Here is a 21,688-nt window from a genome sequence, read left to right as displayed (position 1 = left end):
TGACTCGCGCAATCGTGTTCCACCTCCCAAGTAGTACGCACGAGTTGACCTTTGACACCAAGCGACCGGACAGCCGCATCCTGGCTGCTCCGGTAGGGCTCCTCACGCTACTAACGCAGTAGTGCTAGGGCGGTGCGGTGCCAGCGGGCGCGCTCTCGCGGACAGTGAGGAGGCCCCCGCCAGTCGCGCGCCGGCCGGCTTGGGGAGGGCCGAAGCCGAAGCGCTGAGCATGTGCCCCCAGTGTGCTCCTCCAGCGGGGAAAGGGGCGGAACACGAGGGCACGGGGTGGGACGGGACGGGATGACGAACCCGAGGAGAATCAAGGCGATAGCGGGTAACAGCGCGTCCTGCTTAGGGTTGTCTATCGCCTTGTTCACGGGTTCGATTCCCGCCGCATCCACTCTGTATCTCCCGGAAAGGACTCCGCTCTCCGGGAGACTGTAGCAAGGGATGTAGCAACGCCCCGGGCGCCATCAGGCGAGCCGGGGTTTTCTTTTTCCCCTGAAGCCGCCAGCGCCAGCCGGGCGGGCTGGCCGCGCTCGTGGCGCCGGACCTTGAGCTTCGCCACCTCGGCGCAGAGGGCCTCCCACCGGAACGTGGTGTAGAGGTCGATGGTGTTGCCGCTCTTGCGCGGGGTGTGCGTGCAGAGCTCGAGGATGTCCTTGCGGGCGCCATCCGTGCGGGCGAGGGAGATCCTCGCCTTCGTCGTGCGCGCGCTCCGCTCCGAGCCCCAGGTCCGCACCTCGGGGAAGTACGGGCTCGTCGCGCACAGCTTCGGCGCGCGCTCGGCCCTGCTGCTGGCCATGAGGGACCCCGATGCCGCCGCGCTCGTCAGTCTCGATGGCGGAATCGGAGGCAAGGCCGGCAAGGGTTTTTTCCTCGAGCGCACGAGGAACTTCGATCCCACGAAGGCTACGCTTCCCCTCCTCTACCTGTATGAAGTGGGAGACCGGTTCATGGTCCCCGACCACGAGTTGATCCGCTCGCTCGACCGCGCCAATCGCTGGCTCGTCAAGGTGGATGGGATGCGCCGCGTGCACTTCACGAGCACGGGCATCGCCGTCCGGAGCCTCCCAGCCCTCGCCGAGAAGAGCTCGGCGAACAAGCGCACCACGGCCACCTGGGATGCCATGGCCGTGGCGACCACGAGCTTCCCGGACACCTTCCTCGGAGAGGGCGCCGAGACGACCACCTCGACCGGTCGCTGGACACCGCCCGCCTCGCCGATACTCCACCCGGAGAAACTGCCCGCCACCGGGGGGGTGAAGGTGGCATGTGGAGGTCTCACTCTGATTCTGGGGGATATTTCTTCACCAATTCTTCCGGCAGGGGGCTCCGAAGAAACCTCAATCCCGGCCCCTTGCGCACAGGAATGATTCGAAAGCCCTCGCCAGCGATCCTGACACGCTCGCCGTCACGGGCCTTGCCACTGACAAGCCACTGTTCCGCCTCTTCTCTCGTCGCAAACGTCTGAGAGACGACGACGTAATCAATGGCGGGCGTATAAAACGAGCGGAAGAACTCGCGGTAATCATCCAGCCGCTGTTTTTCACGAACGTAGAACAGAGCCACCGCGGCAACCCGGAGCGCTTCGTCCTCCGGTGAGCCTTCTGGGTATTTCTCGTTCACGGTGCGCAGGATTTCGAGCACGGAGTCGACGTCGAAGTTGGGATTGTATTTCATTGCCGTATCCAGCCTAAAGGGCAAGAGGAGCCAGAACCAGCGCACCAGCACCACCCGTCGCGAGGACGAAGGAAACACCGGCGACAATGACTATGGTTCCCATCGCCACCTCGGCCTTGTGGCTCCGGATCCATTCAACCGCCTCGGTTATGCTCGAGAACTCGAGCTTCTCTCCTCTTTGGCGCGCCGATTCTTCCTGTTCCTCTTCACATTTCTCGAACTCCACGCGGCAGTCGTGCTCGCAGCGTTCGAGGTACCATCCGCTTTGCTTTTTATTGTGAGGGTATGGCCAGTTCTTTTTGTTCCAGCACCTTCCCACACACTCCTCGTGCTCTTTTTGGCAATCATGACCACCAGCGCCGCCACTTGCGAGCAAGGTACCGACGCCCTCCGTACTCTCGGAAATGACATAGATTCTGGGCTCTGGCCGTTGCACGTGGGCACACCCGACACTAGCCATTGCCATGGCCATCGTCACGGCAATCCATCTCACCTCGCCACCTCCTCGCTCTCCAGAGTACCCAAGCCAGTAGCACATACCGGCCCCAGCTTACCAGTTAGGGGGGAACTCCAGTGAGTCCGGCACTCAGGAACGGCGAAAAGAAGACATCGGCCCCGGAAATGCGCTGACCGCGCTCAGGCGCATTCACATGCGCCTGTTTCGCGTAGCGTCGAGTCGCAGGTGAGCGCCGTCACGCCGCGGCGTCGTGGTCCAGCGAGCGCCACGTCCCCAGCGCCCAGTCCTGCTCGTTCGGGTCGTCGAAGCTCACGACACACAGCGCCCGGTGCGTGCCGGACTCGCACAACGCCGTGAGCCGACAATCCCCCGGCTCCACGTGCAGCGTCGCCCGTCCACTCACCCGCTCGCCCTGGTGCTGGAGCTCGTACGGCATCTCCTCCTTCGGTCCCGGGGCGACGCCCTCCACGTCCTCCAGCGGCACGAAGCGCACGCTGCGCCGGTGGTCCCTCGCCACCCAGCTCCCGTCCGCCAGCCGCGTCTCCGCCAGCGAGCGGGAATCCGAATCTACCGCGCGGACATCAATGCCACCTACGGCGCCACCGGGCTGCATGGCTTCCGGGTCACCATCCCCGCGGACTACCTGGATGGCACGCAGCACACCGTGTACGTCTACGGCATCGACCTGAACGGCAGGTACAACCCGAAGCTGGCGGGCCGCCACTCACGTTCATGCTCGGAGACGTGGAGGAAGGCGGGGACCTCTGCGACAAGAAACCGTGGCTGTGTGAGTGACACGCTCGACCAGCGGATGTTGATCCACCCGGGCGCCGCGGCGGGAAATGCCATCTCCCGCCGCGGCAGTGCGGTGCTGACCGGCACCTCCGCGCCGGGCTGGACGCTCAGTCAAGCTTCCTGGACGCACGGGATAACACCGGGGCCAACGCTCGGATATGTACGTGAAGGGGCCGGCGCGCGGCCCCTGAAGCCGACACCGTCAAGGCGGTCTGCATCGGCCATATCTGGAGAGCCGTCATGGAAGGCAATGTTCCCGTCAATCCCTATCTCACCCGCAATTTCGCGCCGGTGCGCTCCGAGGATGATTTCGAGCTGCAGGTGACTGGCGAGATCCCGGAGGGACTCCGCGGTACGCTCTACCGTATCGGACCCAATCCGCAATTCGACCCCATCGATCCCAACTATCACTGGTTCACTGGCGATGGGATGGTTCACGCCTTCCGTTTCGAAAATGGCAAGGTGACCTATCGAAACCGCTATGTGCGCACGCCGAAGTGGGAGCTGGAGCATGCCGAGGGGCGCTCGCTGTTCTCCGGCTTCAACTCGACGCTCAATGACCCTCTGGCGCAGGGTAAGGACGCGGGCGTCGCGAACACCCATATCGTCAGCCACGCAGGCCGGCTGCTGGCTCTGAATGAGAGCTACCCTCCCTTCGAGATGGCGCATGGCAGCCTGGACTCTCGCGGCTACGTGCCCGATTACCGCGGCCGTGTCACTGCGCACCCGAAGATCGATCCGAGGACTGGGGAGATGGTCTGGTTCGCGTATGGCGTAGGCGACCAGCCGATGAGCGCCAGGGTCAGCTATGGCGTGACAAGCGCGACGGGCAAGGTGATGCGTCGCGATGATTTTCAGGCGCCATACTGTTCAATGATGCATGACTTCCTGGTGACCGAGAACTACGTTCTGTTTCCCATCCTGCCACTGACCGGCAGCCATGAGCGGGCCATGCGAGGCTTGCCGCCCATCGCCTGGGAGCCGGAAAGAGCGACCTATGTCGGCGTCATGCGTCGCGACGCCGACGTCTCGACCCTCCGCTGGTTCAACACCGGAGCCTGTCACGTCTACCATCCCATGAACGCCTGGGAAGAGGGCGGCAAGATTGTCGCCGACGTGTTCCGGTATGACTCGGCACCTCTGTTCCCCAGGGCCGATGGCTCGCCCGGACAGCACTCGATGGCCCGTCTGTGGCGTTGGACCTTCGATGTGGAGGGCACTTCGGATGCCATCAAGGAGGCAGCGATCGACGATCTCGACGGGGAGTTCCCGCGCTTCGATGAGAGGCGAACAGGCCTGTCCTATCGCCATGGTTGGTACGGCGCCGACACCGCCGCGACCGTCGGCGAGCCGCTTCGGCTGAACACCATCGCCCATCTTGATAACAGGACGGGCCAACGCTCTGTCTTTGAACTGCCGGGTGGTGATCTCACTTCCGAGCCGGTCTTCACACCCCGCTCGGCTGACGCCGCCGAGGGCGATGGTTGGCTTACGGCGGTGATCTGGCGGGCCGGTGAGAACCGCAGCGACCTGCTGGTGTTCGACGCCTTGGACGTGGCGAAGGGCCCCATCGCGACGGCGGCCATGCCGCGGCGTGTGCCGTTCGGGTTCCACGGGAACTGGGTTCCGTGCGGCGTTCATGCCTCCAGGTGACTTGACCGGGTATCGGGCCAAGCTCGAAAGTGGGTTGACGACCCGATACCTTCAGGTTCCGCTTGACCCCACCGCTCCTGCCTGTTGCCCGCTTCTCTACCGATGCGCTTCCCAGGCGCGAGCGTTTTGGCGCATGGCACGACGCCATGACGCCCCTGTACGTGGTCGCACCGGTTCCAGGGGAGGAGCGGGACCAGTTCTCCGGCGCCGCCACGAGCATTCATCTCGGCCCTCTGCTCCTGGGCACCATGCGCGTGGATGCGTTGGCCTATGACCGCTCACCCGCCAAGATCCGCGCGGATTCGCTCGACCACTTCATTGTGGGGCTCGAGGACTCGAGCCCCGACTTGAATGCTGTCCCTCGGATCCTGGTGCAGGATCTGGGTCAGCCGCTGGCGCTGCCGAGCATCCCGCTCGTGGGCACGTGCATCATCCTGCCAAGGGACGTCATGACGCGGATGCTGCCCGGTGCCGATTCCTTGCACGGCGTCCGGATCGCCGGGGGGATGGCGCAGTTGCTCGCTGAGCACGTGCGCTCTCTCATTCGTGCCGCGCCGGCGCTGACGGTCAAGGATGCGCCGCACTTCGCCCGTGCGACACAGCAGATGGTCACGGCCTGCCTTGCTCCCTCACAAGACTCGCTGGCAGAAGCCAGGCCGCAGCTCCAGGCCACACTCGCAATGCAGGCGCGGCGGTACATCGAGCGGAACCTGATGGAGCCGGACCTCTCCTCGGAGCAGATCCGTGTCGCCCTTGGCCTGTCGCGGTCATCGCTGTACCAGCTGTTCGAGTCTTTTAACGGAGTGGCAAGATACATCCAGGGTCGCCGCCTCGAGCGCATCCACGCGGCCCTTGGCGATCCAGCGGAACACCGCCGCATCGCGGACATCGCTTACGACTACGGCTTCACAAACGAAGCTCACTTCAGTCGCGCCTTCCGACGAAGATTTGGCTACGCACCCAAGGAGGTGCGCGGCGCGGGGCTCGGAAGGCGCATGCAGGGGCTCGCTCCCAGCTCCGGCGCTGGGGCGGACACGGAGTGCCTGGAATTCCCGGGGTGGGTGAAACAGCTGCGAGGGTAGGGGCCGCTGCAGCCAGCGGCTGGCTGTGCAGCTCGTTGGGCAAGCGAACACGTCCAGCGCGAACGTCCTGCGTGGCAGCCCGGCCTGGTCCAATCGTCGTGAGCGCTCCTTCTTCGGCTCCTCCACCTTCGCGGCAAAGGACGGGCTCTCCTCCTCCGGCTCCGGCCTCGCCCCTGCTTGAGGGAGTGGAGGGCTATGCGGTGGAGGGGTTCTCCCATCCGCGGCGGTTGCTGGAGCGGGGACCCGGGCCGCGTCCGGGGTACGGGTGATGGATCTGCGCATGCCGGAGCTCAACGGGCTGGACCTGAACGGTTCCAGCCCGGTTCGGGCAAACACGTTATCTCCCGGCTGTCAATTCAACAAAGATCCAGGCAGCCGGCTCCAGAGGAGGTGCCCTATAGGGGAACCGCCATTCACGGCCCCAAATCATCGAAAGGAAGTTCAAGTATGAACAAGTCTCTCATCCCATTGCTCGCCTTGCCGGTGCTCTTCACGGCTGGCCGAGCCACCGCCGCGGAGCCCAGCTGCCAGGAGCTCAGTGATCAGTATGCGATTGTGGCGGGACAGGGCTTTGGCTTCGCCCCTGCGGACGTACAGGCCCAGTGGAAGCAGAAGGGGTGCAACACCCGGCCGCAGGCCAGCCTGGTCAGCGCGCTCTGCCAGGAGATGAGCGATCGCTTCGACATCGTCGCCGGCTCCAGCTTCGGCAGCGCGAGTGCCGACACCCAGGGCTCGTGGAAGGCGCTCTCCTGTAATGCCAAGCCGCGCTCCTGCCAGGAGCTCAGCGACCAGTATGCGATTGTGGCGAACCAGGGCCTCGGCTTCGCCCCGGACTACGTCAAGACCACCGTCTGGGCGAAGAAGTCGTGTGCCACCCGGCCGCAAACCGCGAAGGTCACTCCGCTCTGCCAGGAGATGAGCGATCGCTACGGCATCGTCGCGGGCGGCACCTTCGGCACCGCGGACACCGATGTCCAGAACTCCTGGAAGGCGCTCTCCTGCACCACCAAGCCCTCCGCCAGCTGCCAGGAGCTCAGTGATCAGTATGCGATTGTGGCGGGGAAGGGCTTTGGCTTCGCCCCTGCGGATGTGCAGGCCCAGTGGAAGCAGAAGGGGTGCAACACCCGGCCGCAGGCCAGCCTGGTCAGCGCGCTCTGCCAGGAGATGAGCGATCGCTTCGACATCGTCGCCGGCTCCAGCTTCGGCAGCGCGAATGCCGACACCCAGGGCTCGTGGAAGGCGCTCTCCTGTAATGCCAAGCCGCGCTCCTGCCAGGAGCTCAGCGACCAGTATGCGATTGTGGCGAACCAGGGCCTCGGCTTCGCCCCGGACTACGTCAAGACCACTGTCTGGGCGAAGAAGTCGTGTGCCACCCGGCCGCAAACCGCGAAGGTCACTCCGCTCTGCCAGGAGATGAGCGATCGCTACGGCATCGTCGCGGGCGGCACCTTCGGCACCGCGGACACCGATGTCCAGAACTCCTGGAAGGCGCTCTCCTGCACCACCAAGCCCTCCTCCAAGTAGGGCGGAGGCTCGGCGGGGCCCGTCTCACCGGAAGCCAGACGGATGACTCGGGCAGCTCCACTCTAGAGGAGGCGCGCGAGGCGGGCGGGCGCTGGTGGGGCTCGGGTTCGGCGCGGTGCTGGTGAAGGACGGGCCCCGGCGGCGGCTGCGCGCCGGGCGAAGACATACGTGGCGCGCTACCTGCGCACCAGCCGGGACTGAGCCCCTTTCCCCTGCCCTGCCCGCCGTCCGAGCGTGCCATGGTAGCGTGTGCCCTGCGGTACGAGCAGGGAGCCACACGTTGCACGGTCCTTCGAGCCAAGAGCGTTCCACGGTGTTCATCATGGATGACGATCCCTCAGTGCTGCGCAGCCTCTCGCGCATGTTCCAGCTGGAAGGGTACGAGGTCGAGCGCTTCGACCACCCGCGACAGATGCTGGAGCGAAAACCCGGGCCGCGTCCGGGGTGCGTGGTGATGGATCTGCGCATGCCGGAGCTGAACGGACTGGAGCTTCAGGCGGAACTGCGGCGAGCGGGGTGGATGCAACCCATCCTCTTCATCAGCGGACACGGGGATGTGCCGGCGGCGGTGAAGGCCATGAAGGCCGGTGCCGTGGACTTCCTCCCCAAGCCGGTCGGCACGGCGGAGTTGCTGGCCGCCGTGGAGCGGGCGTTGGCGCAGGACCGGGCGGCGATCGCCTCCGAGCAGGAGCTCGAGGCGCTCCGGGTCCGCTTCGCCTCGCTGACGCCCCGCGAACGGGAGGTCTGCCAGGGGGTGGCGCGGGGGCTGCTCAACAAGCAGATCGCCGCCGAGCTGGGCACCGCCGAGCAGACCGTGCGCCTGCAACGCGGCCGTGCCATGGAGAAGCTGGCGGTGGACTCGGTGGCGGAGCTCGTGCGGCTGATGGAGCGGCTGGGCTCACCGCCGTGAACCGGAGGAGAGAGGCTGGATGCGCTCTTCCTTCCCCCGGCGCGGCTCATCTTCGTGAAGCCAACCACTGGGACACTTCGGCCAGCCGGGGGGCATTGCCGCGGCGTTGCAAGTCCTTCTGGGCCCGGGTGGCCAGTTCGAGGGCGCGAGGGCGATCCTGCTTCGACTCCCAGAGGGCCTGGGCCAGCACGAACCGCGTTTCCGTGGCCGCCTCGTCCGGCGCGAACCGCAAGGCCCGCTCGAGCAACGGCACGGCGGCCGCGGGCCTGCCGCGCGCCAGCTGGAGCATCCCCAGCCCGGTGAGCGGCTCCATCAGCCCGGCGTGCTCTTCCAACTGTTGTTGCAGGGTGAGAGCGCGATCCAACTGGCGCTGCGCCTCCTCATACCGGCCCAGGCGCGTGAGGGCCCGGCCCAGCAGGGTGAGCGGGATGGAGAGTACCGGGTGCTGGGGACCCAGCACCTTCTCCAGTACCGCCAGCGCACGCTCCTGCCGGGCCCTGGCCTCTTCATACCGGCCCAGGTCCGCGAGCGCTCCCCCCACGTTGATGAGCACGCCCGCCACATCCGGGTGGTCGGGCCCGAAGATCTTCTCCTGAATGGCCAGCGCGCGCTCGAACCGCAGCCGCGCGTCTTCGTACCGGCCCAGGCCCGCCAGGGCGATGCCCAGACTGGTGAGCACCTTGGAGACGCTGGGGTGATCAGGGCCCAGCGCCTTCTCCAGGATGGCCAGGCTGCGCTCGTCCCGGGCCCGGGCCTCCTCGTACCTTCCCAGGTCCTGGAGCACGTTCCCCAGGTGGGCGAGCTGGGTCGCCGTCTGGAGATGATCGGGGCCCAGGGCCTTCTCCAGAATGTCCAGGGCGCGCTCGTGCCGGGCTCGGGCCTCCTCGAGCTGGCCCAGTTCCTTGAACACGATGCCCAGGGTGGCGAGCGAGTGGGCCACCGTCACGTGCGTGGGACCCACCGTGTCCTGCTGAATGGCCAGGGCGCGTTCGAGCCGCTCCTTCGCCTCCGCGTACCGGCCCATGCGCCGGAGCACGTTGCCCAGGTCCGTGAGCGCCAGGGCCACCTGGAGGTGGCTCTTTCCGTGGAGCCTCTCCCGAAGGGACAAGACGCGCTCGTAGTGCTCCCTGGCCTGCTCGAACTGGCCCACGTTCTCCAGCAGCCGGCCGCGCACCTGGAGCGAGTCCGCGCGAGTCGCCTCGTCGCCCGCCAGCTCCACCACCGTCTCCACCATCGGCGCCAGCACCTCGGCGTCCTTGGGACGGGCCTGGCGGATGCCCACCAGCAGCAGCCGAAGGTTCCACGCTTGCGCCGCCAGCACCGCGTCCCTGCCCCTGGCCGCCTCGGAGATGGCCCGCAGCACCGTGTTCTCGCTGCCCTTGTAGTCGCCCGCGCCCTCCTGCAGCCGGGCTCGGAGCAGCAGGGTCCGCGCATTCAGGGGCGCATGGCCCACCGGCTCCACCTGGGGCAGCAGCTGCTCGCTCAGCGCCAGCCCCTCTTCGTACTTTCCAGCGGAGAGCAGCACCGCCAGCGGCTCCACCCGCGCCTGCAGTGCTTCCACCCGCGCGCGCACCTGGGGATCCTCGGGAGGCGGCGCCGCCGCCAACAGCGCCTGCGCATCCGCGCAGTACTCCAGCGGCGGCAGTGCCTGCGCCACCGGCACCGCCTTGTCGACGAGCTCCGGATCCGGCCCTCGCCCCAGCAGTCCGGTGAAGGCCTGGAGCTGGCTGCGCCGCCGCTCCAGGCAGGCCTCCCGCAGCAGCGCGAGGCTCTGGGACCGCAGTGCCGCCGGGTTCGCTGCTGTCTCCTGGCACACCTCCACCCGCTGCTTCACCCAGGCCTGGGTGTACCCATCCAGCAGCCGCTCCACGCGCCGCGCGGTGTCCTTCGCATACGGCAGCCCCGTGGCCTCCATCGCCCGGGTGACGCGGGCCTTCACCGGCGCGTCCCACACGCCCTCCAGGCGGCGCTCCAGGCTCTCGCAGCCGGGGCCCTGCTGGCGCCCCCACGTCCACACCGCCAGCCCCGCGAGCAGCGCCACCGACACGGCCAGTCCGCCCATCCGCAGCCAGGTGCGGCGCCGCGCCTCGGGATCGTCCTCCAACCGCCGCAACACCTGCTCCAGGGAGCTGGGCCGCTGCATCGGATCGGGGTGCAGACCCTGCGAGATCGCGCGGGAGACCCAGGCCGGTACCTGCGAGTCCTCGGGAGGAACCGGCGGCTGGCCCTCCTTGAGGCGGAGGATCGAGGCCATCGAGTCCATGGGGAAGGGGACCCGCCCATGGAGTGCCTCATGGAGCGAGGCACAAAAGGCATACACGTCGCTGCACACGTTCGCTGTCTGGCCTTGGAGCAGCTCGGGGGCCATGTACGCGGGCGTCCCCAGCACGGAGCCCGGCAGGGTGAGCGGCGCCTGCAGCGCCGAGGAGGGAATGGCGGTGACGGGCCGCGCGGTGTCACCCGGGGCGGACCCGGCACGTGCCAGACCAAAGTCCGTGACGCGCACCCGGCCGTCCTCGCCGACCAGGACATTGTCTGGCTTGAAATCGCGGTGAACGAGGCCCGCCGCGTGCGCGGCCGCCAGCCCGCGCCCCGCGTCCAGATAGGCTCCAATCACCTCCCGCCAGTGCCGGGGCGGGGTGTGCTGGCACCAACTGCGCAAGGTCTGTCCCTGGACGTACTCCATGGCGATGAAGACGGAGCCATCCTCGAGCGTCCCCGCGTCATAGACGGACACCACGTGGGGGTGATTGAGACGGGCCATGCTCTGCGCCTCACGCACCATGCGGACCTGGGCCAACCCATCGCCGCCGCCGTCGGCCTCGCGCGAGCGCACCAGCTTCAGGGCCACGCGCCGATCCAGCCTCGCGTCATAGGCGGCCAACACCACGCCCATGCCGCCCTGGCCCAGGACGTCCAGCACGGTGTAGCGGCCCGCCAGGGCGTGTCCGGGAGCCATGTGGAAGCCACCGCTTCCTGAAGCAGGGGGTGTGGGCTCGGTAGGGCGCTCGCCTTCGGCGGGGGCGGGGGCTGACCGTGGGTTGCCGGCCGTGCGGGATTCCCAGAGATCCGCCGTGCGCTCTTCCTGCTTGGGCTCACTCATCCCCGCTGCTCCTCGTGTGATTCGCGAATGGGATACAGCCCATCCTTCACCTCCGCGCGCCTGTCAAATCGACCTGGAGCCCATGAGATGGAATGATGGGGGCGATGGCACGAGGCAGGTGTGCGGCCTGCACGGAGAACGCGGATGCGCGCCCTGGGCGTCTTGATGCTGTGGCTGATGGCCACCCCGCTCGCGGCCGCCGAGCCGGAGAACACCGTGCCGTCCTCCGAGGAGGGGAAACGCGGGGACATGGCCGCCAGCGCGCGCTGCTCGGACGGTGGGGAAGACCTTCGCGAGCTCGAGCTCTGGGGGCGCTACCGCTGGGCGGTGAGCGCGGTGGTGGGGGGGGGACTGCTCCAGGCGGTGCTCATCGTCGTGCTGTTGCTGGAGCGGCGGAGGCGCAGGGGTGCCCAGCGGCTGAACCTGGCCGTGCTGGATTCGCTCCCGGGCGCGGTGGCCATTCTGGACAAGCAGGGCGCGGTGCTTCGGGCCAGCGACCCCTCGGCCCAGCGCGAGGGGCTGGGCGCGTTGTCCACCCAGCGGCTCATCATCCCGGGCAGCTCCTATCTGCAGTCCCTCCAGAAGCTGGCGCACGCGGGAGAGCTCGAGACGGCGGGAGTGGCCACGCTGCTGGAGGACGTGTACTCGGGCCGGGTGGATGAGGGGATGGTGGAGTTCCGGGGCCACCGGGCGGACACCTGGTTCGAGCTGCGCGCCCGCCGGCTGGAGCTACCGGGCGGCGGCGCCGTGGTCACGGTGGTGGACGCGACTCCGCGCAGGCGTGCCGAGCTGGAGGCACGCCGGGCCCGGGACGAGCGGGCCCACATGGAGCGGGTCGCCGCGGTGGGCGAGCTGGGGGCCTCCATCGCCCATGAGCTGAACCAGCCCTTATCGGCCATTCTCACCAACGCCGAGACGGCGCAGCGGCTGCTTCGGCACACGCAGGCCGATCTCTCCCTGCTGCGAGAGCTGCTCGACGACATCATCGCCGACGACAAGCGGGCCGGAGAGATCATCCGCCGCACCCGGGCGCTGCTGAAGAAGGACCAGGGGCCCTTCGCCTCCCATGACTTCAATGCGCTGGTCCGCCAGGTGGCGCAGCTGGCCGGCAATGACGCGCAGCTTCGGGGCGCCACCCTCACGCTGCAGCTGGCGGACACCCCGCTGCCTGTGAGGGGAGACGGGGTTCAGCTCCAGCAGGTGGTGCTCAACCTGATCATCAACGCGCTGGATGCGGTGAGCCCGTGTCAGCCCGGGGAGCGGCAGGTCTGGGTGCGCACCCTGGGGATGGAGGGGCGCGTGGAGCTGGAGGTGGAGGACACGGGCGTGGGTTTGAGCCCCGAGGTGCGCAAGCGCCTCTTCGAGCCGTTCTTCACCACCAAGCCGACGGGACTGGGCATGGGCCTGTCCATCAGCCGCTCCATCCTCGAAGTGCACCAGGGCCGGCTTCAGGCGGAGCCCCGGCCGGGCCGTGGCACCCTGTTCCGGTGCTCCCTTCCGTCCGCCTAGGTGTTCGCGCCTCCACGTCAGACCGGTCTCAACAGCCGGTACACTTCGGCTTCGGTGACGTGGTGGTGGGGCCGGTGCAGGGCGTGCAGCAGGTGATGCGCGAGGGCTTCATCCCCGGCTTCGCGAGCGAGGGCATCTTCGAGGACTGGGAGAGATGGAAGAGCTCGACACCTGGAGCGAGTCCGGAGACACGCCCTCGCGCCCCCGCGTGAAGCGGACGTCACGCTCGAAACACTCGTCCTCGTCCGGCGGCTCCCACATGTTGCTCGCGAGCTCGAAGAAGTACGGGGGGACCTCCATCGAGAAGGTATTCCCCTTCTCCTCGTTGCGCCGCTGCACCCGCTCCCAGCGCAGCTCGCGAGGCGCGTCCAGCACGTACACGGTGAGCCCGTAGCCCATCTCGTCCACCTGGGCATAGAACCTCTCGCGCTCGCTCCGCTGGATGAGGCCAATCTCGAGCACGACGTTCGTGCCGACGTCGACCAGTTCCTTCGTCAGCTCCCAGATCTGCTCGAGGCACCGGTCGCGACGCTCCACGTACCACTCGAGTCGGCCAACCGCCGGACGCTCGTCCCGGCCGAACAGCCGTGCCATCCACGCGTCGAGCGTCAGGCGCACCGCGCGATGCTCCCGACTGAGCTGACGGGCGAAGGTCGACTTCCCCGCGCCTACGGGGCCGATGACGAGGTGGAGGTGGGGCATCCACGAACCCTGTGCCACCGGGAGGAGGACGTCAACGCCCTGGCTCCCATGCCGGCCGGAGAGACGGTGCATTCGCCCGCCTCCTCCTCACCTGCTTGGGGGACCAGAAATGGCCGCAGTTGAGAATAGGAGAAATTGGGGCGCTGTAGAGGGGGTGGGCTGGTGCAGAGGGGAGAGGAAGGGCGCAGACGGGTGCCGCCCGTGCTGTGCGCCGGGCCGGTGGAGAAGCCGTGCCAGCCCTCATGGGGCACACGCCGGCCCAGGCGGCCCCCCAGGAGGGGGGAGGCAGGGGCGTGGGCTTCTGAGGTACTGCTACGGCTTGGGGCTCAACACCCCGCGTACATGGTCCGTCCCCCTCCCTTTCTCTACGTCGAGGGTCGGACGGGGAGGTCCTCGGGGCCGATTCCGGTCTGAGGAACCTGACGCGGGTCCCGGTGTGCGTCGGTGGTTGACGGCCTGCAGTAACCCGCTTCGGCCATTTGCTTTCCCATGGCGCGATATATCTCGGAGTCTCTGGGCTGCCAGGTCCCCAGTCCATCCACATACCGGTTGTACATGCAGAAAGCCGCCGCGATCAGGATGGTGTCGTGGATCTCGATGTCATTCGCTCCATGTCGGCGCGCTTCATCGACGAGCTCCTTCGTGACGCGTTTGCCGTCGATCTGAACCTCTCCCGCGATGGCGAGCAGGGCCTTCAGTTTTTCAGGGATTGGCGCTGACTTGTAGTCGCGGCACACGGCATCGACCAATCCGGTGTCGCCGCTCAGGTGTGCTGCTGCCGCACCATGACTGGTCTGGCAAAAATAACAGGTGTTGCGTGACGACACGAATGTCGCAATCAGCTCACGATCCCGTGAGCTGAAAGAGTCGTTGCCCGAGGTGTGCAGTAGCACGTGAGCGAGTTCGCGCAATGGTTTCGCGGTCTCGGGGCGGAAGGCAAAGCCCCCGGTGATTCCGGGCAGCTCTTCGGGAAGGTTGATATGTGGCATGGTCAGTATTCCAACGGTACCTGGGTTGAGGGACTCACGTCTTTCAGCGTGCTGTGGGAGTGTGCAGGATGAGGCGGTAGAAGAAAGGTCCATTTGACCGTGCCCGCGTCACCTCCCTGTCAGAGGAGTGAACCACTCCAGCGTCCGGGGCGTCGTCTCTCGTGAGGTTTTCGCTCGAAGGGCGCCAACCGTGACGAGCAACGCGGACACGAGTCCCACGGCGAGCAGGGCGAACACGGGTCCACGTCCTCTCCACGCGAGGCGATCAGGGGAACTCATGGCAGCACTCTAGAGGAGGCGCACGCGCAGGCCCAGCCGCGATCCAAGCCCCCCCTGGGTCTGCGATCCCCAGCGGAGAAGCCGACGGGTTGGACGCCGTCCTCCTGTAGCTGCCGCGGCAGCGCCGGTCGCCAGCTGACGGCGAACAATCTGGCCGCCGCACCAACCAGGCTCGTGTTTACCTTCGGACTCGCGCTGATGAAGACATGCAGACCCGTTTCCTTTTCGAAAGCCGGACCGACGCTGCGCTCCATCAGGTTGACGAGCGAGCCCGCGTACAGCACGTTGACCGTGCCTTCATCGGCAGCGCAGACACTGGCGGTCACCCCGCCCGCCACGTTGCCTGTACACTGGCCGCGCCCGTCAACCGGGATGTGCCCACGATCACGACGGTGGATCCCCTCTTCTGGAGACAACCATGAAAACCAGTGCCCGTAATCATTTTGTCGGTCAGGTCATCGACGTCAAAGGAGGTGCCGTGAACGACGAAATCACGCTGCGCACCCAGGACGGTCTCGACATCGTGTCGGTCATCACGCACGGCAGCGCGACGGCGCTCGGGCTCTCCGCTGGCAAGGCGGCGTTTGCGCTGGTGAAGGCGCCGTCGGTGCTCGTGATGGTCGACGTCGGTACAAGCAAGGTGTCGGCGCGTAACTGCATCGCCGGCAGCGTCGCGTCGGTGACCAAGGGCGCGGTCAACGCGGAAGTGATCATCGCCGCGCGAGGCGGCGCGCAGATCGCGGCGATCATTACCAACGACAGCGTCGACCGCCTCGGGCTCGCCGCTGGCAAGCCCGCCACAGCGCTCTTCAAGGCGTCGAGCGTGATCGTCGGGGTGGATTGAAGAGCAGAAGAGGACCGGTGAGCTTCGCGTGGACGGCGCCCTCGGGCGGTTTCTCCGCCTCCTCCCAGGCGAACACCACCTGGACGGCCCCCACCACCCTGGGCCCGGTGACCCTGTCGCTCACCGTGAGCGACTCGCGCGGCGTGAGCCTCACGGTGAATCTCGAGGTGACGGTCTCGGCGGGCAGCGGCGTGGCGGACGTGAAGGTGGGCTTCAATGCCGTCCCCTCGGTGGTGTCGCTCACCTCCTCCCAATCCTGGCCGGCTCGCGCTACCTGCATACGGCGACGCTGCTGTCCAATGGCAAGGTGCTCGTCTTGGGGGGGATTACAACAATATTCCCCTGGCGTCGGCGGAGGTGTACGACCCAGCCACGGGTACCTGGAGCCTCACCGCCGCCATGTCCGCACCGCGTGACCAGCAGACGGCGACGCTGCTCTCCAGTGGCAAGGTGCTCGTGACGGGAGGGTACAGCACCAGTGCCGCCCTGTCCTCGGCCGCGCTGTACAACTACCAGGCCCCTGGCACCTCCCCGGAGCGGAGAAGCCCAGCATCCCGAGAGGGTGCTGGGTTTTTTCATGCTCGGAAGCACATCTCATCCGACCGCGAGTCGAGAGAGGCTACTGCGCCAACTCACGCAAGAACGACGCGACCACCTCTCCCAGGCGCTCGGGTTGTTCAAACGGAAGGCCGTGGCCGGCGTCCTGTACCTGTGCGATTCGCACGCGTGGGTTGAGCCTCCGCAGCTCCGTTGCCATCTCGCTCGTGACGACAGGGCTGCTGTCCCCAATGACGAGCAGGCTCGGGACGTCCATCGCGCTCATCACGGCGCGATAGTCGGGGTTGGGGGGCGTGAGAACGTCGAAGGCGCCCAGAGAGGTCTTCAATCTCGCCTCGGCAAGAAGCTCGACGAGCTCAGGCGAGCGACGCGGGTGTCGGGCTCGGAGCTGCGCGACGAGGTCAGACTTCTGCATGCCGAGGGTCCGGCGGTGTTGCTCGGCGACGTCGCTGTCGCGCACCTCGCGCTGGCGCTCGGGGCTCAAGAACGTCGGATCGACCAGGATGAGGCCGCGGATGCCCCCCGCCCATCGACTCGCCACCACCGCGGCGGTCATGCCGCCCATCGAGTGGCCAAGCAGAACCGGACGAGGGAGCTCCAAGCCGCGGATGAGGCCCTCGACGTCGCTCGCGTGATCGTCGTACCGGTAGCCGTGGTGCGGCGCGCTCGAACCGCCGTGCCCTCTGGCGTCGGGCATGACGACGTCGAACTCACCCTCGAGCGCGCGAGCCAAGGGCGTCCAGCAGGCACCGTTCCCGGTCAATCCGTGGAGCAAAACGACGGGATGCCTGGCGCCTCCGGTTCGGAGGTAGTGGACGTTGATGCCGTTCGTTTCGCAGACTCCACTGCGCCAGGTCGTCATGGTGTCCTTGCCTGCCGTTGCTTAGCACGACTCGGGCGGGTCAGCGCCGATGATTGTCGACAAGGAGCCGCTGAAGGAGAGGACGCCGCGAGTGGACTCTCGCCGAGCTGCTCAGGAGGGGGAAGAGCATGCGCGTTCATGCTCCTCACGGTGCGTCCCCTACCCTCGGGAAACCAGACGGAAGACGGGATGAGCCATCAGTTTTTCGGATGGCTCGGAAGGCCCGCGGACTGGACGTGGAGCTCAGTCCGTCCAGGCACCGAAGAGCTTGAGCAGGGTCTCCGCCAGCCTGGTGTTCTGGTAGATTTCCCTCATGATCCGGATGGGCGCCGAGTAGAGCGAGTCGCTGGCGAAGATCGCGGACCAATCCAGGGCATCCGGATTGATGTCCGCGCCATCGACCTTCACACCGGCGTCTCGCATCACCTTCAAGAACTCCCAGGCCATGAGTCCATGACCGATCGCGCTCGGGTGGACTCCGTCGAGACCGATCAACCCGCCCTGACGGAGCCGGCCGGTCTCGTCCGCGTGGTAATACTTGGAATCGACCTTGGGGTAGATGAATTCGAAGTAGTCCGGGTAGCGATACGGCGGCTGGGCGTCGTTCCTCTTCCAGGCGATGTCGTGAAACGTCTTGCAGAGATCCACGATGAAGAATCTCGGCTTCCCCGCTCGCGCGTTCGCGGCCTTGACCAGGCTCTTGATGGTGTCGTTGTACCGGTGGATGCACCGATCGATGTGCAACGCATCCTGGAGGCTCAGCTGGAACTTCGAGGTGTGGGCGAACTCCTCCTCGAAGGGGAAGTACGTGTAGTACTTGTAATAGATGGAGCCGTCGATCTCGTAGGTCTCGCCCACTCCCTTGGCCAGGGGGGCGATGGTCACCTCCGGCACCGTCCCCACGAAGACGCGCCAGTCCTGCGCCTTGTTGGCGGCCATGATCCGAGTGACCTCGTTCATGAGGTTCTCGTACTCCGGGGCGAAGTCGTCGGGGTGCCAGAGGTTCCAGCCGAAAGCGGCACGCTCGAAATAGCCGAGCTGGTAGGGGCGATTCCGGGGATCGTTCGGGGTCTGCAGGATACGGAGCTGAATCACCGTGGCCAGTGCGTTGTTCGCGCCCAGCCAGAGCAGCAGGTTCTCCACGCCCTCGCCCCGGGCATGATGTTCCAGCCAGCCGAGCTGGCTGATGCCATCGAGCGCCGGATCCAGCTGCGGATTCAGCACCTTGAGCGCGGTCCGGTAGTACGAGGCATTCGGTACGCCCAGGAACTCGTCCCGGCTGCCCTTTGCGGCCCGGATGGCCTGCTTGCAGACGGCGGGCGTCACCTGCCAGGCATCGGCGACGGTTGCCCCCCAGAACGCCGCGTTGTGCCAGAAGCGGTCACCGCCGGGATAGGGCGTGTTCTCGCTGCCCTCGCCTCTTTCGTAGAAGGTCTCCGATTCGTCGAGCACACCATTGATGGTCTGGAGAACGGTCAGCCACTCGAAGCCGGCGATGTTGCTTCCATAGCGCCCCTCCAACCGGCGCATGACCCGCTCGAGATCGGCGGGCAGACCGCCAGCCGGCCAGAGCGGGTAGCGATAGGGGTCGGCCCGGAGCACCTGGGCAATCAACGTCGAGTAGCACTGATCCGTCCGGGCGCTCGCCAGGGAGCGGAACCCCTGCGCGAGGCTGTCTCCCATCGTGAAGAGCTTCATCCCCCCTCCTCGAGTGTCGCTCCACGTCCGGAGCCACCCACGAACATGCCCGAGCGGACTCGCGAGCGGAGCCGGGCCTGAAGTGCTAGAGGCTGTTCACCAGGCTACGTTTCGCGGCCCCCCCCAACTTCCAAGGCAGGGCCCATTGCCGCCACGCTGAAGGAAGCGGCGGGGACGGAGGGTCCGCCTCGCGCGACTCCATCCGACTCGGGGGGGCCCGGAATCGGAGTGCGGTCCTGGCTCCTGCGTCCCGGCGCCAAGTCCATGACCTGGTTCTACAACCTGAAGATTGCCTCGAAGCTCCTGACCGTCGTCCTGGGCCTCACCGTCATCACGCTCATCATCAATTCCTTCGCCGTGAAGGAGTTGGACAAGATGCACGCGAGCGCCCTGGAAATCACCGAGGACTGGCTGCCGAGCGTCGCGCTGCTCGCGGACATCAACTCCGACACCGCGGAGTTCCGGCTCTTCCAGCTCGAGCGGGTCCTGGCCTCCACGCCCGAGCAGATGGCCAAGGCCGAGCGGGACCTGGAGCGGGAGCTCCGGGAGGTCCAGGAGGGAATCGCCCAGTACGAGTCACGCCTGGGCTCCGAGAGCGAGCGGAAGACCTTCGGAAGCTTCAAGGAAGGGTGGGAGCTCTATGTGCGTGAGCACCAGCAGCTCATGCAGGGGATACGCGAGGGGCGGAACGAAGAGGCCCGGGCGCGGCTGTCCGGCCCGCTGAGCACGGCCTACAACACGCTCAAGGACGAGCTGGAGGAGGTTCTCGCCACCCACCGCGAGGGCTCGAACGCGGCGGCGGCGCACATGACCCGCACCTATGAGGCGGCACGCAAGGGGAGCATCGCCGTGCAGGTGGTGCGCGCCCTGTTGAGCGTGGTGGTGTGCCTGTTCCTCGCGCGCATCATCTCGCGGCCACTGGCGGGAGCGGTGACGGTGGCCGACCGCATCGCCACGGGCGACCTCACGGTGCGCATCGAGGCGCGCGATGAAGATGAGCCAGGGCAGATCCTCCGGGCGATGCAGCGCATGGTGCAGCGGCTCGACCAGGTGCTCGGCGAGCTACGCGAGGGGGCCGGCGCGCTCGCTTCGGCCTCGTCCCAGGTGTCCGCCTCCTCGCAGAGCCTGTCGCAGGGGACCAACGAGCAGGCGCTCCGCGTGGGGGAGATCTCCCTCGGCCTGGACAAGATGGCGCTCACCATCACCCAGAACCGGGAGCACGGTCGGGAGATCGCCCGGATGGCCGCGCAGCGCGTTCGGGACGCCGAGGAGAGCGGCCGGGCGGTGACGGAGACCGTGGAGGCGATGACCTTCATCGCGCAGAAGGTCTCCATCATCGAGGAGATCGCCTACCAGACGAACCTGCTGGCGCTCAACGCGGCCATCGAGGCGGCTCGCGCCGGCGAGCACGGGAGGGGCTTCGCTGTCGTTGCCACCGAGGTGCGCAAGCTGGCCGAGCGCAGCCGGCTCGCGGCGCAGGAGATCAGCGGGCTGGCCACCCACAGCGTGAAGGTGGCCACGCGCTCGGGACAGCTGCTGGCGGAGATGGTGCCCTCCATCCGCACGACGGCGGAGCTGGTGCAGGAGGTGGTGGCCGCCTCGGCCGAGCAGGCCACCGGTGTGGAGCAGATGAACAAGGCAATGGTGGACGTGGACCAGGTGACACAGCGCACCGCCTCGGCCGCGGAGGAGCTGGCCTCCACCGCGGAGGAGCTGGCCGCCCAGGCCGAAGCGCTCCAGCAGCTCGTCACCTACTTCCGCCTGGCCGGAGAGGAGCCCACGCCATCTCCGAGAGCCCCGCTCCCGAGGAGCGGGCACCCGCCCCTCGCGCCTGGAGGGATGCGCCGGGAAGGAAAGACAGCCCTCGGGACGTGAGCAGCGGCGGCCCTCGCGCGCTTCAGCCCTCGCGCACGCGCAGCACGACCTTGCCGGTGGCCTTGCGCGAGTCCAGCTCGCGCAGGGCCTGGGCCACCTGCTCCAGCGGGAACACCGGGCCCACCACCGGCTCGACGAAGCCCTTGTCCGCGAGCGTCGCCAACGCCTTGGCGATCTCCGCCGTGAGCTGGGGCTCCTGCATGACGAACGCGCCCCAGGCCACGCCCACCACGTCCACCTTCTTGAACAGCAGCCGGTTCACCTTCACCTCGGGGATGCGCCCACCACGTCCACGCCCTTGCCCCGCGTGGCGTCCTTCACCTGCGACACCCAGTCCTGCTCAACAGCTTCGCCCAGTCCCAGTCCCCTCTTGGTATCCGCGCCTTCTTCGGCTCTTTCCTGTCCGCTGCCTCTAGTGCCTCGCTCTCCCCCTCCTCTCCTGCTTGGGGGAGCCAGTGCCGCCCTGGGGCTCGAAGCGGGCGAGATTTCCTGTTCGCCATCGCGGCGCGCAGCAGGTTATTAAACGACTTCTCGCCTGCCGAGTGGTACGACGAAAACCGACCTTCAAAGCGCGGCCTGCGTAGGAGAATCGTATGAGTCTTCTGGTGATATGTGAGTTCAGAGCACGAACCGACGGGGAGGCAGAGTTCCTGCGGGTGGCGCGGGCATTGGCATCCGCTGCTGCGACCGAGCCGGGAACGTTGCGCTACCAGTGGTTCGTCACGAAGAGGCCCGGTCATTATTCGATAATTGAGGAGTACGTCGACGCTGACGCGGCCGAAACGCATAACAACCATGTGGATTCACTGCTCCGCGAACTCTTTGCGGTGGCTGATCTGGTGTCGGTGTCATTCTACGGGGCGCTCAACCAGTACTTGCGCGAGTGGATTTCCGGCCGCGAGGGAATTGCGGTCAATATGCCGTTGTGACGTCGCCCGAGCGGCCTCAACCTACCACTACTGCGCAGAAAAACGCCCTGCTTCCGGGGGCTTGGGAAGCAGGGCGAGTGGCCCCGGCTGGAATCGAACCAGCGGCCTGCGGTTTAGGAAACCTACGCCACTGGGTTCTCTGCACGCGGTGCAGCCCCATTGGGCACACGCCGGCTCAGGTGGCCCCCAGGGGGAGGCTGCAGGGGCGTGGGCTTCTGGGGCACCGTGACTGCTCG

At 67.0% G+C, this 21,688-nt stretch carries 21 protein-coding genes and 1 pseudogene; 9 read left to right on the top strand and 13 right to left on the bottom strand.

Annotated elements, in window-relative coordinates; translation table 11 throughout:
• Positions 1 to 373: 373 nt before the first annotated feature.
• The 5 genes and pseudogenes from DAT35_RS59455 to DAT35_RS38175 form a co-directional block, all read right to left on the bottom strand.
• Positions 374 to 805: a hypothetical protein gene (locus DAT35_RS59455; protein WP_158502082.1), complete on the bottom strand. Its 432-nt coding sequence runs from the start codon at positions 803 to 805 to the stop codon at positions 374 to 376.
• 123 nt (positions 806 to 928) lie between these two features.
• Positions 929 to 1,288: a hypothetical protein gene (locus tag DAT35_RS59450; protein WP_158502081.1), complete on the bottom strand. Its 360-nt coding sequence runs from the start codon at positions 1,286 to 1,288 to the stop codon at positions 929 to 931.
• Positions 1,285 to 1,683: a hypothetical protein gene (locus tag DAT35_RS38185; RefSeq protein WP_108074191.1), complete on the bottom strand. Its 399-nt coding sequence runs from the start codon at positions 1,681 to 1,683 to the stop codon at positions 1,285 to 1,287. Before DAT35_RS38185 ends, DAT35_RS59450 begins: the two co-directional genes overlap by 4 nt.
• A gap of 13 nt (positions 1,684 to 1,696) precedes the next feature.
• Positions 1,697 to 2,176, bottom strand: coding sequence for a hypothetical protein (locus DAT35_RS61255; RefSeq protein ID WP_233261964.1), 480 nt, complete (start codon positions 2,174 to 2,176; stop codon positions 1,697 to 1,699).
• 199 nt (positions 2,177 to 2,375) lie between these two features.
• Positions 2,376 to 2,693: pseudogene (locus DAT35_RS38175) on the bottom strand (hypothetical protein); the annotation flags it as partial.
• A gap of 482 nt (positions 2,694 to 3,175) precedes the next feature.
• Between DAT35_RS38175 and DAT35_RS38165 the strand changes: the two are divergent.
• The 4 genes from DAT35_RS38165 to DAT35_RS38145 all read left to right on the top strand — a co-directional run bounded on the left by DAT35_RS38165 (position 3,176) and on the right by DAT35_RS38145 (position 8,104).
• Positions 3,176 to 4,588: a carotenoid oxygenase family protein gene (locus tag DAT35_RS38165; protein WP_108074188.1), complete on the top strand. Its 1,413-nt coding sequence runs from the start codon at positions 3,176 to 3,178 to the stop codon at positions 4,586 to 4,588.
• A gap of 146 nt (positions 4,589 to 4,734) precedes the next feature.
• Positions 4,735 to 5,670: a helix-turn-helix domain-containing protein gene (locus tag DAT35_RS38160; RefSeq protein WP_108074187.1), complete on the top strand. Its 936-nt coding sequence runs from the start codon at positions 4,735 to 4,737 to the stop codon at positions 5,668 to 5,670.
• Between the two features lie 447 nt (positions 5,671 to 6,117).
• Positions 6,118 to 7,194, top strand: a complete 1,077-nt coding sequence (locus tag DAT35_RS38150) for a hypothetical protein (RefSeq protein WP_108074186.1) — start codon at positions 6,118 to 6,120, stop codon at positions 7,192 to 7,194.
• A 322-nt stretch (positions 7,195 to 7,516) separates the two neighbouring features.
• The gene (locus DAT35_RS38145; protein ID WP_199243117.1) at positions 7,517 to 8,104 is read left to right on the top strand and encodes a response regulator transcription factor; all 588 of its coding nucleotides are present in this window, start codon (positions 7,517 to 7,519) and stop codon (positions 8,102 to 8,104) included.
• Between the two features lie 46 nt (positions 8,105 to 8,150).
• On the opposite strand, the gene DAT35_RS38140 is transcribed toward DAT35_RS38145, so the two are convergent.
• Positions 8,151 to 11,063: a tetratricopeptide repeat protein gene (locus tag DAT35_RS38140; RefSeq protein WP_158502080.1), complete on the bottom strand. Its 2,913-nt coding sequence runs from the start codon at positions 11,061 to 11,063 to the stop codon at positions 8,151 to 8,153.
• Positions 11,064 to 11,351: 288 nt separating this feature from the next.
• On the opposite strand from DAT35_RS38140, the gene DAT35_RS38135 reads away from it, so the two are divergent.
• Entirely contained in the window at positions 11,352 to 12,716 is a 1,365-nt protein-coding gene (locus DAT35_RS38135; protein ID WP_108074183.1) for a sensor histidine kinase, read from the top strand.
• 108 nt (positions 12,717 to 12,824) lie between these two features.
• Here DAT35_RS38135 and DAT35_RS38130 read toward each other — a convergent pair whose 3' ends face one another.
• The 3 genes from DAT35_RS38130 to DAT35_RS60170 all read right to left on the bottom strand — a co-directional run bounded on the left by DAT35_RS38130 (position 12,825) and on the right by DAT35_RS60170 (position 15,012).
• Complete coding sequence (locus DAT35_RS38130) at positions 12,825 to 13,490, bottom strand: ATP-binding protein (protein WP_233261963.1); 666 nt, start codon at positions 13,488 to 13,490, stop codon at positions 12,825 to 12,827.
• A 293-nt stretch (positions 13,491 to 13,783) separates the two neighbouring features.
• A complete protein-coding gene (locus DAT35_RS38125; RefSeq protein ID WP_108074182.1) occupies positions 13,784 to 14,407 on the bottom strand; it encodes a carboxymuconolactone decarboxylase family protein in 624 nt (207 codons plus the stop codon).
• A gap of 275 nt (positions 14,408 to 14,682) precedes the next feature.
• The gene (locus tag DAT35_RS60170; RefSeq protein WP_199243116.1) at positions 14,683 to 15,012 is read right to left on the bottom strand and encodes a hypothetical protein; all 330 of its coding nucleotides are present in this window, start codon (positions 15,010 to 15,012) and stop codon (positions 14,683 to 14,685) included.
• A gap of 92 nt (positions 15,013 to 15,104) precedes the next feature.
• Here DAT35_RS60170 and DAT35_RS38115 point away from each other — a divergent pair, with 92 nt between their 5' ends.
• Positions 15,105 to 15,530: a molybdopterin-binding protein gene (locus DAT35_RS38115; RefSeq protein WP_108074181.1), complete on the top strand. Its 426-nt coding sequence runs from the start codon at positions 15,105 to 15,107 to the stop codon at positions 15,528 to 15,530.
• Here DAT35_RS38115 and DAT35_RS60165 read toward each other — a convergent pair.
• Positions 15,496 to 15,810, bottom strand: a complete 315-nt coding sequence (locus tag DAT35_RS60165) for a hypothetical protein (protein WP_199243121.1) — start codon at positions 15,808 to 15,810, stop codon at positions 15,496 to 15,498. The genes DAT35_RS38115 and DAT35_RS60165 overlap by 35 nt on opposite strands.
• Between DAT35_RS60165 and DAT35_RS38110 the strand changes: the two genes are divergently transcribed.
• On the top strand, positions 15,747 to 16,265 hold the full coding sequence (locus tag DAT35_RS38110; RefSeq protein WP_233261962.1) for a kelch repeat-containing protein: 519 nt from the start codon (positions 15,747 to 15,749) through the stop codon (positions 16,263 to 16,265). The genes DAT35_RS60165 and DAT35_RS38110 overlap by 64 nt on opposite strands.
• Here the strand turns inward: DAT35_RS38110 and DAT35_RS38105 are convergent.
• Both DAT35_RS38105 and DAT35_RS38100 read right to left on the bottom strand, forming a co-directional pair.
• Positions 16,150 to 16,950, bottom strand: a complete 801-nt coding sequence (locus tag DAT35_RS38105) for an alpha/beta fold hydrolase (RefSeq protein WP_108074180.1) — start codon at positions 16,948 to 16,950, stop codon at positions 16,150 to 16,152. The two genes, DAT35_RS38110 and DAT35_RS38105, sit on opposite strands and share 116 nt — an antisense overlap.
• Before the next feature lie 243 nt (positions 16,951 to 17,193).
• On the bottom strand, positions 17,194 to 18,648 hold the full coding sequence (locus tag DAT35_RS38100) for a hypothetical protein (protein WP_108074179.1): 1,455 nt from the start codon (positions 18,646 to 18,648) through the stop codon (positions 17,194 to 17,196).
• Between the two features lie 228 nt (positions 18,649 to 18,876).
• Here DAT35_RS38100 and DAT35_RS38095 point away from each other — a divergent pair, with 228 nt between their 5' ends.
• Positions 18,877 to 20,523 carry a methyl-accepting chemotaxis protein gene (locus tag DAT35_RS38095; protein ID WP_108074178.1) on the top strand — a complete coding sequence of 549 codons (1,647 nt, stop codon included), beginning with the start codon at positions 18,877 to 18,879 and terminating at the stop codon, positions 20,521 to 20,523.
• 22 nt (positions 20,524 to 20,545) lie between these two features.
• Here the strand turns inward: DAT35_RS38095 and DAT35_RS61250 are convergent, their stop codons facing one another.
• Positions 20,546 to 20,785: a zinc-binding dehydrogenase gene (locus DAT35_RS61250; RefSeq protein WP_233261961.1), complete on the bottom strand. Its 240-nt coding sequence runs from the start codon at positions 20,783 to 20,785 to the stop codon at positions 20,546 to 20,548.
• Positions 20,786 to 21,116: 331 nt separating this feature from the next.
• Here DAT35_RS61250 and DAT35_RS38085 point away from each other — a divergent pair, with 331 nt between their 5' ends.
• Positions 21,117 to 21,452 carry a putative quinol monooxygenase gene (locus DAT35_RS38085; RefSeq protein WP_108074177.1) on the top strand — a complete coding sequence of 112 codons (336 nt, stop codon included), beginning with the start codon at positions 21,117 to 21,119 and terminating at the stop codon, positions 21,450 to 21,452.
• The last annotated feature ends 236 nt before the right edge of the window (positions 21,453 to 21,688 follow it).

The sequence above is a fragment of the Vitiosangium sp. GDMCC 1.1324 genome, assembly GCF_003044305.1.
Classification (GTDB): domain Bacteria; phylum Myxococcota; class Myxococcia; order Myxococcales; family Myxococcaceae; genus Archangium.
The sequence above is the reverse complement of the archived record's forward strand: the minus strand, read 5'-3'. Positions and strand labels throughout refer to the sequence as shown.

Coding starts and splice junctions, on each gene's coding strand:
- DAT35_RS59455 (WP_158502082.1), bottom strand. CDS start 805: ATGGCCAGCAGCAGGGCCGAGCGCGCGCCGAAGCTGTGCGCGACGAGC.
- DAT35_RS38185 (WP_108074191.1), bottom strand. CDS start 1,683: ATGAAATACAATCCCAACTTCGACGTCGACTCCGTGCTCGAAATCCTG.
- DAT35_RS38165 (WP_108074188.1), top strand. CDS start 3,176: ATGGAAGGCAATGTTCCCGTCAATCCCTATCTCACCCGCAATTTCGCG.
- DAT35_RS38160 (WP_108074187.1), top strand. CDS start 4,735: ATGACGCCCCTGTACGTGGTCGCACCGGTTCCAGGGGAGGAGCGGGAC.
- DAT35_RS38150 (WP_108074186.1), top strand. CDS start 6,118: ATGAACAAGTCTCTCATCCCATTGCTCGCCTTGCCGGTGCTCTTCACG.
- DAT35_RS38145 (WP_199243117.1), top strand. CDS start 7,517: ATGGATGACGATCCCTCAGTGCTGCGCAGCCTCTCGCGCATGTTCCAG.
- DAT35_RS38140 (WP_158502080.1), bottom strand. CDS start 11,063: ATGGCTCCCGGACACGCCCTGGCGGGCCGCTACACCGTGCTGGACGTC.
- DAT35_RS38135 (WP_108074183.1), top strand. CDS start 11,352: ATGCGCGCCCTGGGCGTCTTGATGCTGTGGCTGATGGCCACCCCGCTC.
- DAT35_RS38130 (WP_233261963.1), bottom strand. CDS start 13,490: ATGCACCGTCTCTCCGGCCGGCATGGGAGCCAGGGCGTTGACGTCCTC.
- DAT35_RS38125 (WP_108074182.1), bottom strand. CDS start 14,407: ATGCCACATATCAACCTTCCCGAAGAGCTGCCCGGAATCACCGGGGGC.
- DAT35_RS38115 (WP_108074181.1), top strand. CDS start 15,105: ATGAAAACCAGTGCCCGTAATCATTTTGTCGGTCAGGTCATCGACGTC.
- DAT35_RS38110 (WP_233261962.1), top strand. CDS start 15,747: ATGCCGTCCCCTCGGTGGTGTCGCTCACCTCCTCCCAATCCTGGCCGG.
- DAT35_RS60165 (WP_199243121.1), bottom strand. CDS start 15,810: ATGCAGGTAGCGCGAGCCGGCCAGGATTGGGAGGAGGTGAGCGACACC.
- DAT35_RS38105 (WP_108074180.1), bottom strand. CDS start 16,950: ATGACGACCTGGCGCAGTGGAGTCTGCGAAACGAACGGCATCAACGTC.
- DAT35_RS38100 (WP_108074179.1), bottom strand. CDS start 18,648: ATGAAGCTCTTCACGATGGGAGACAGCCTCGCGCAGGGGTTCCGCTCC.
- DAT35_RS38085 (WP_108074177.1), top strand. CDS start 21,117: ATGAGTCTTCTGGTGATATGTGAGTTCAGAGCACGAACCGACGGGGAG.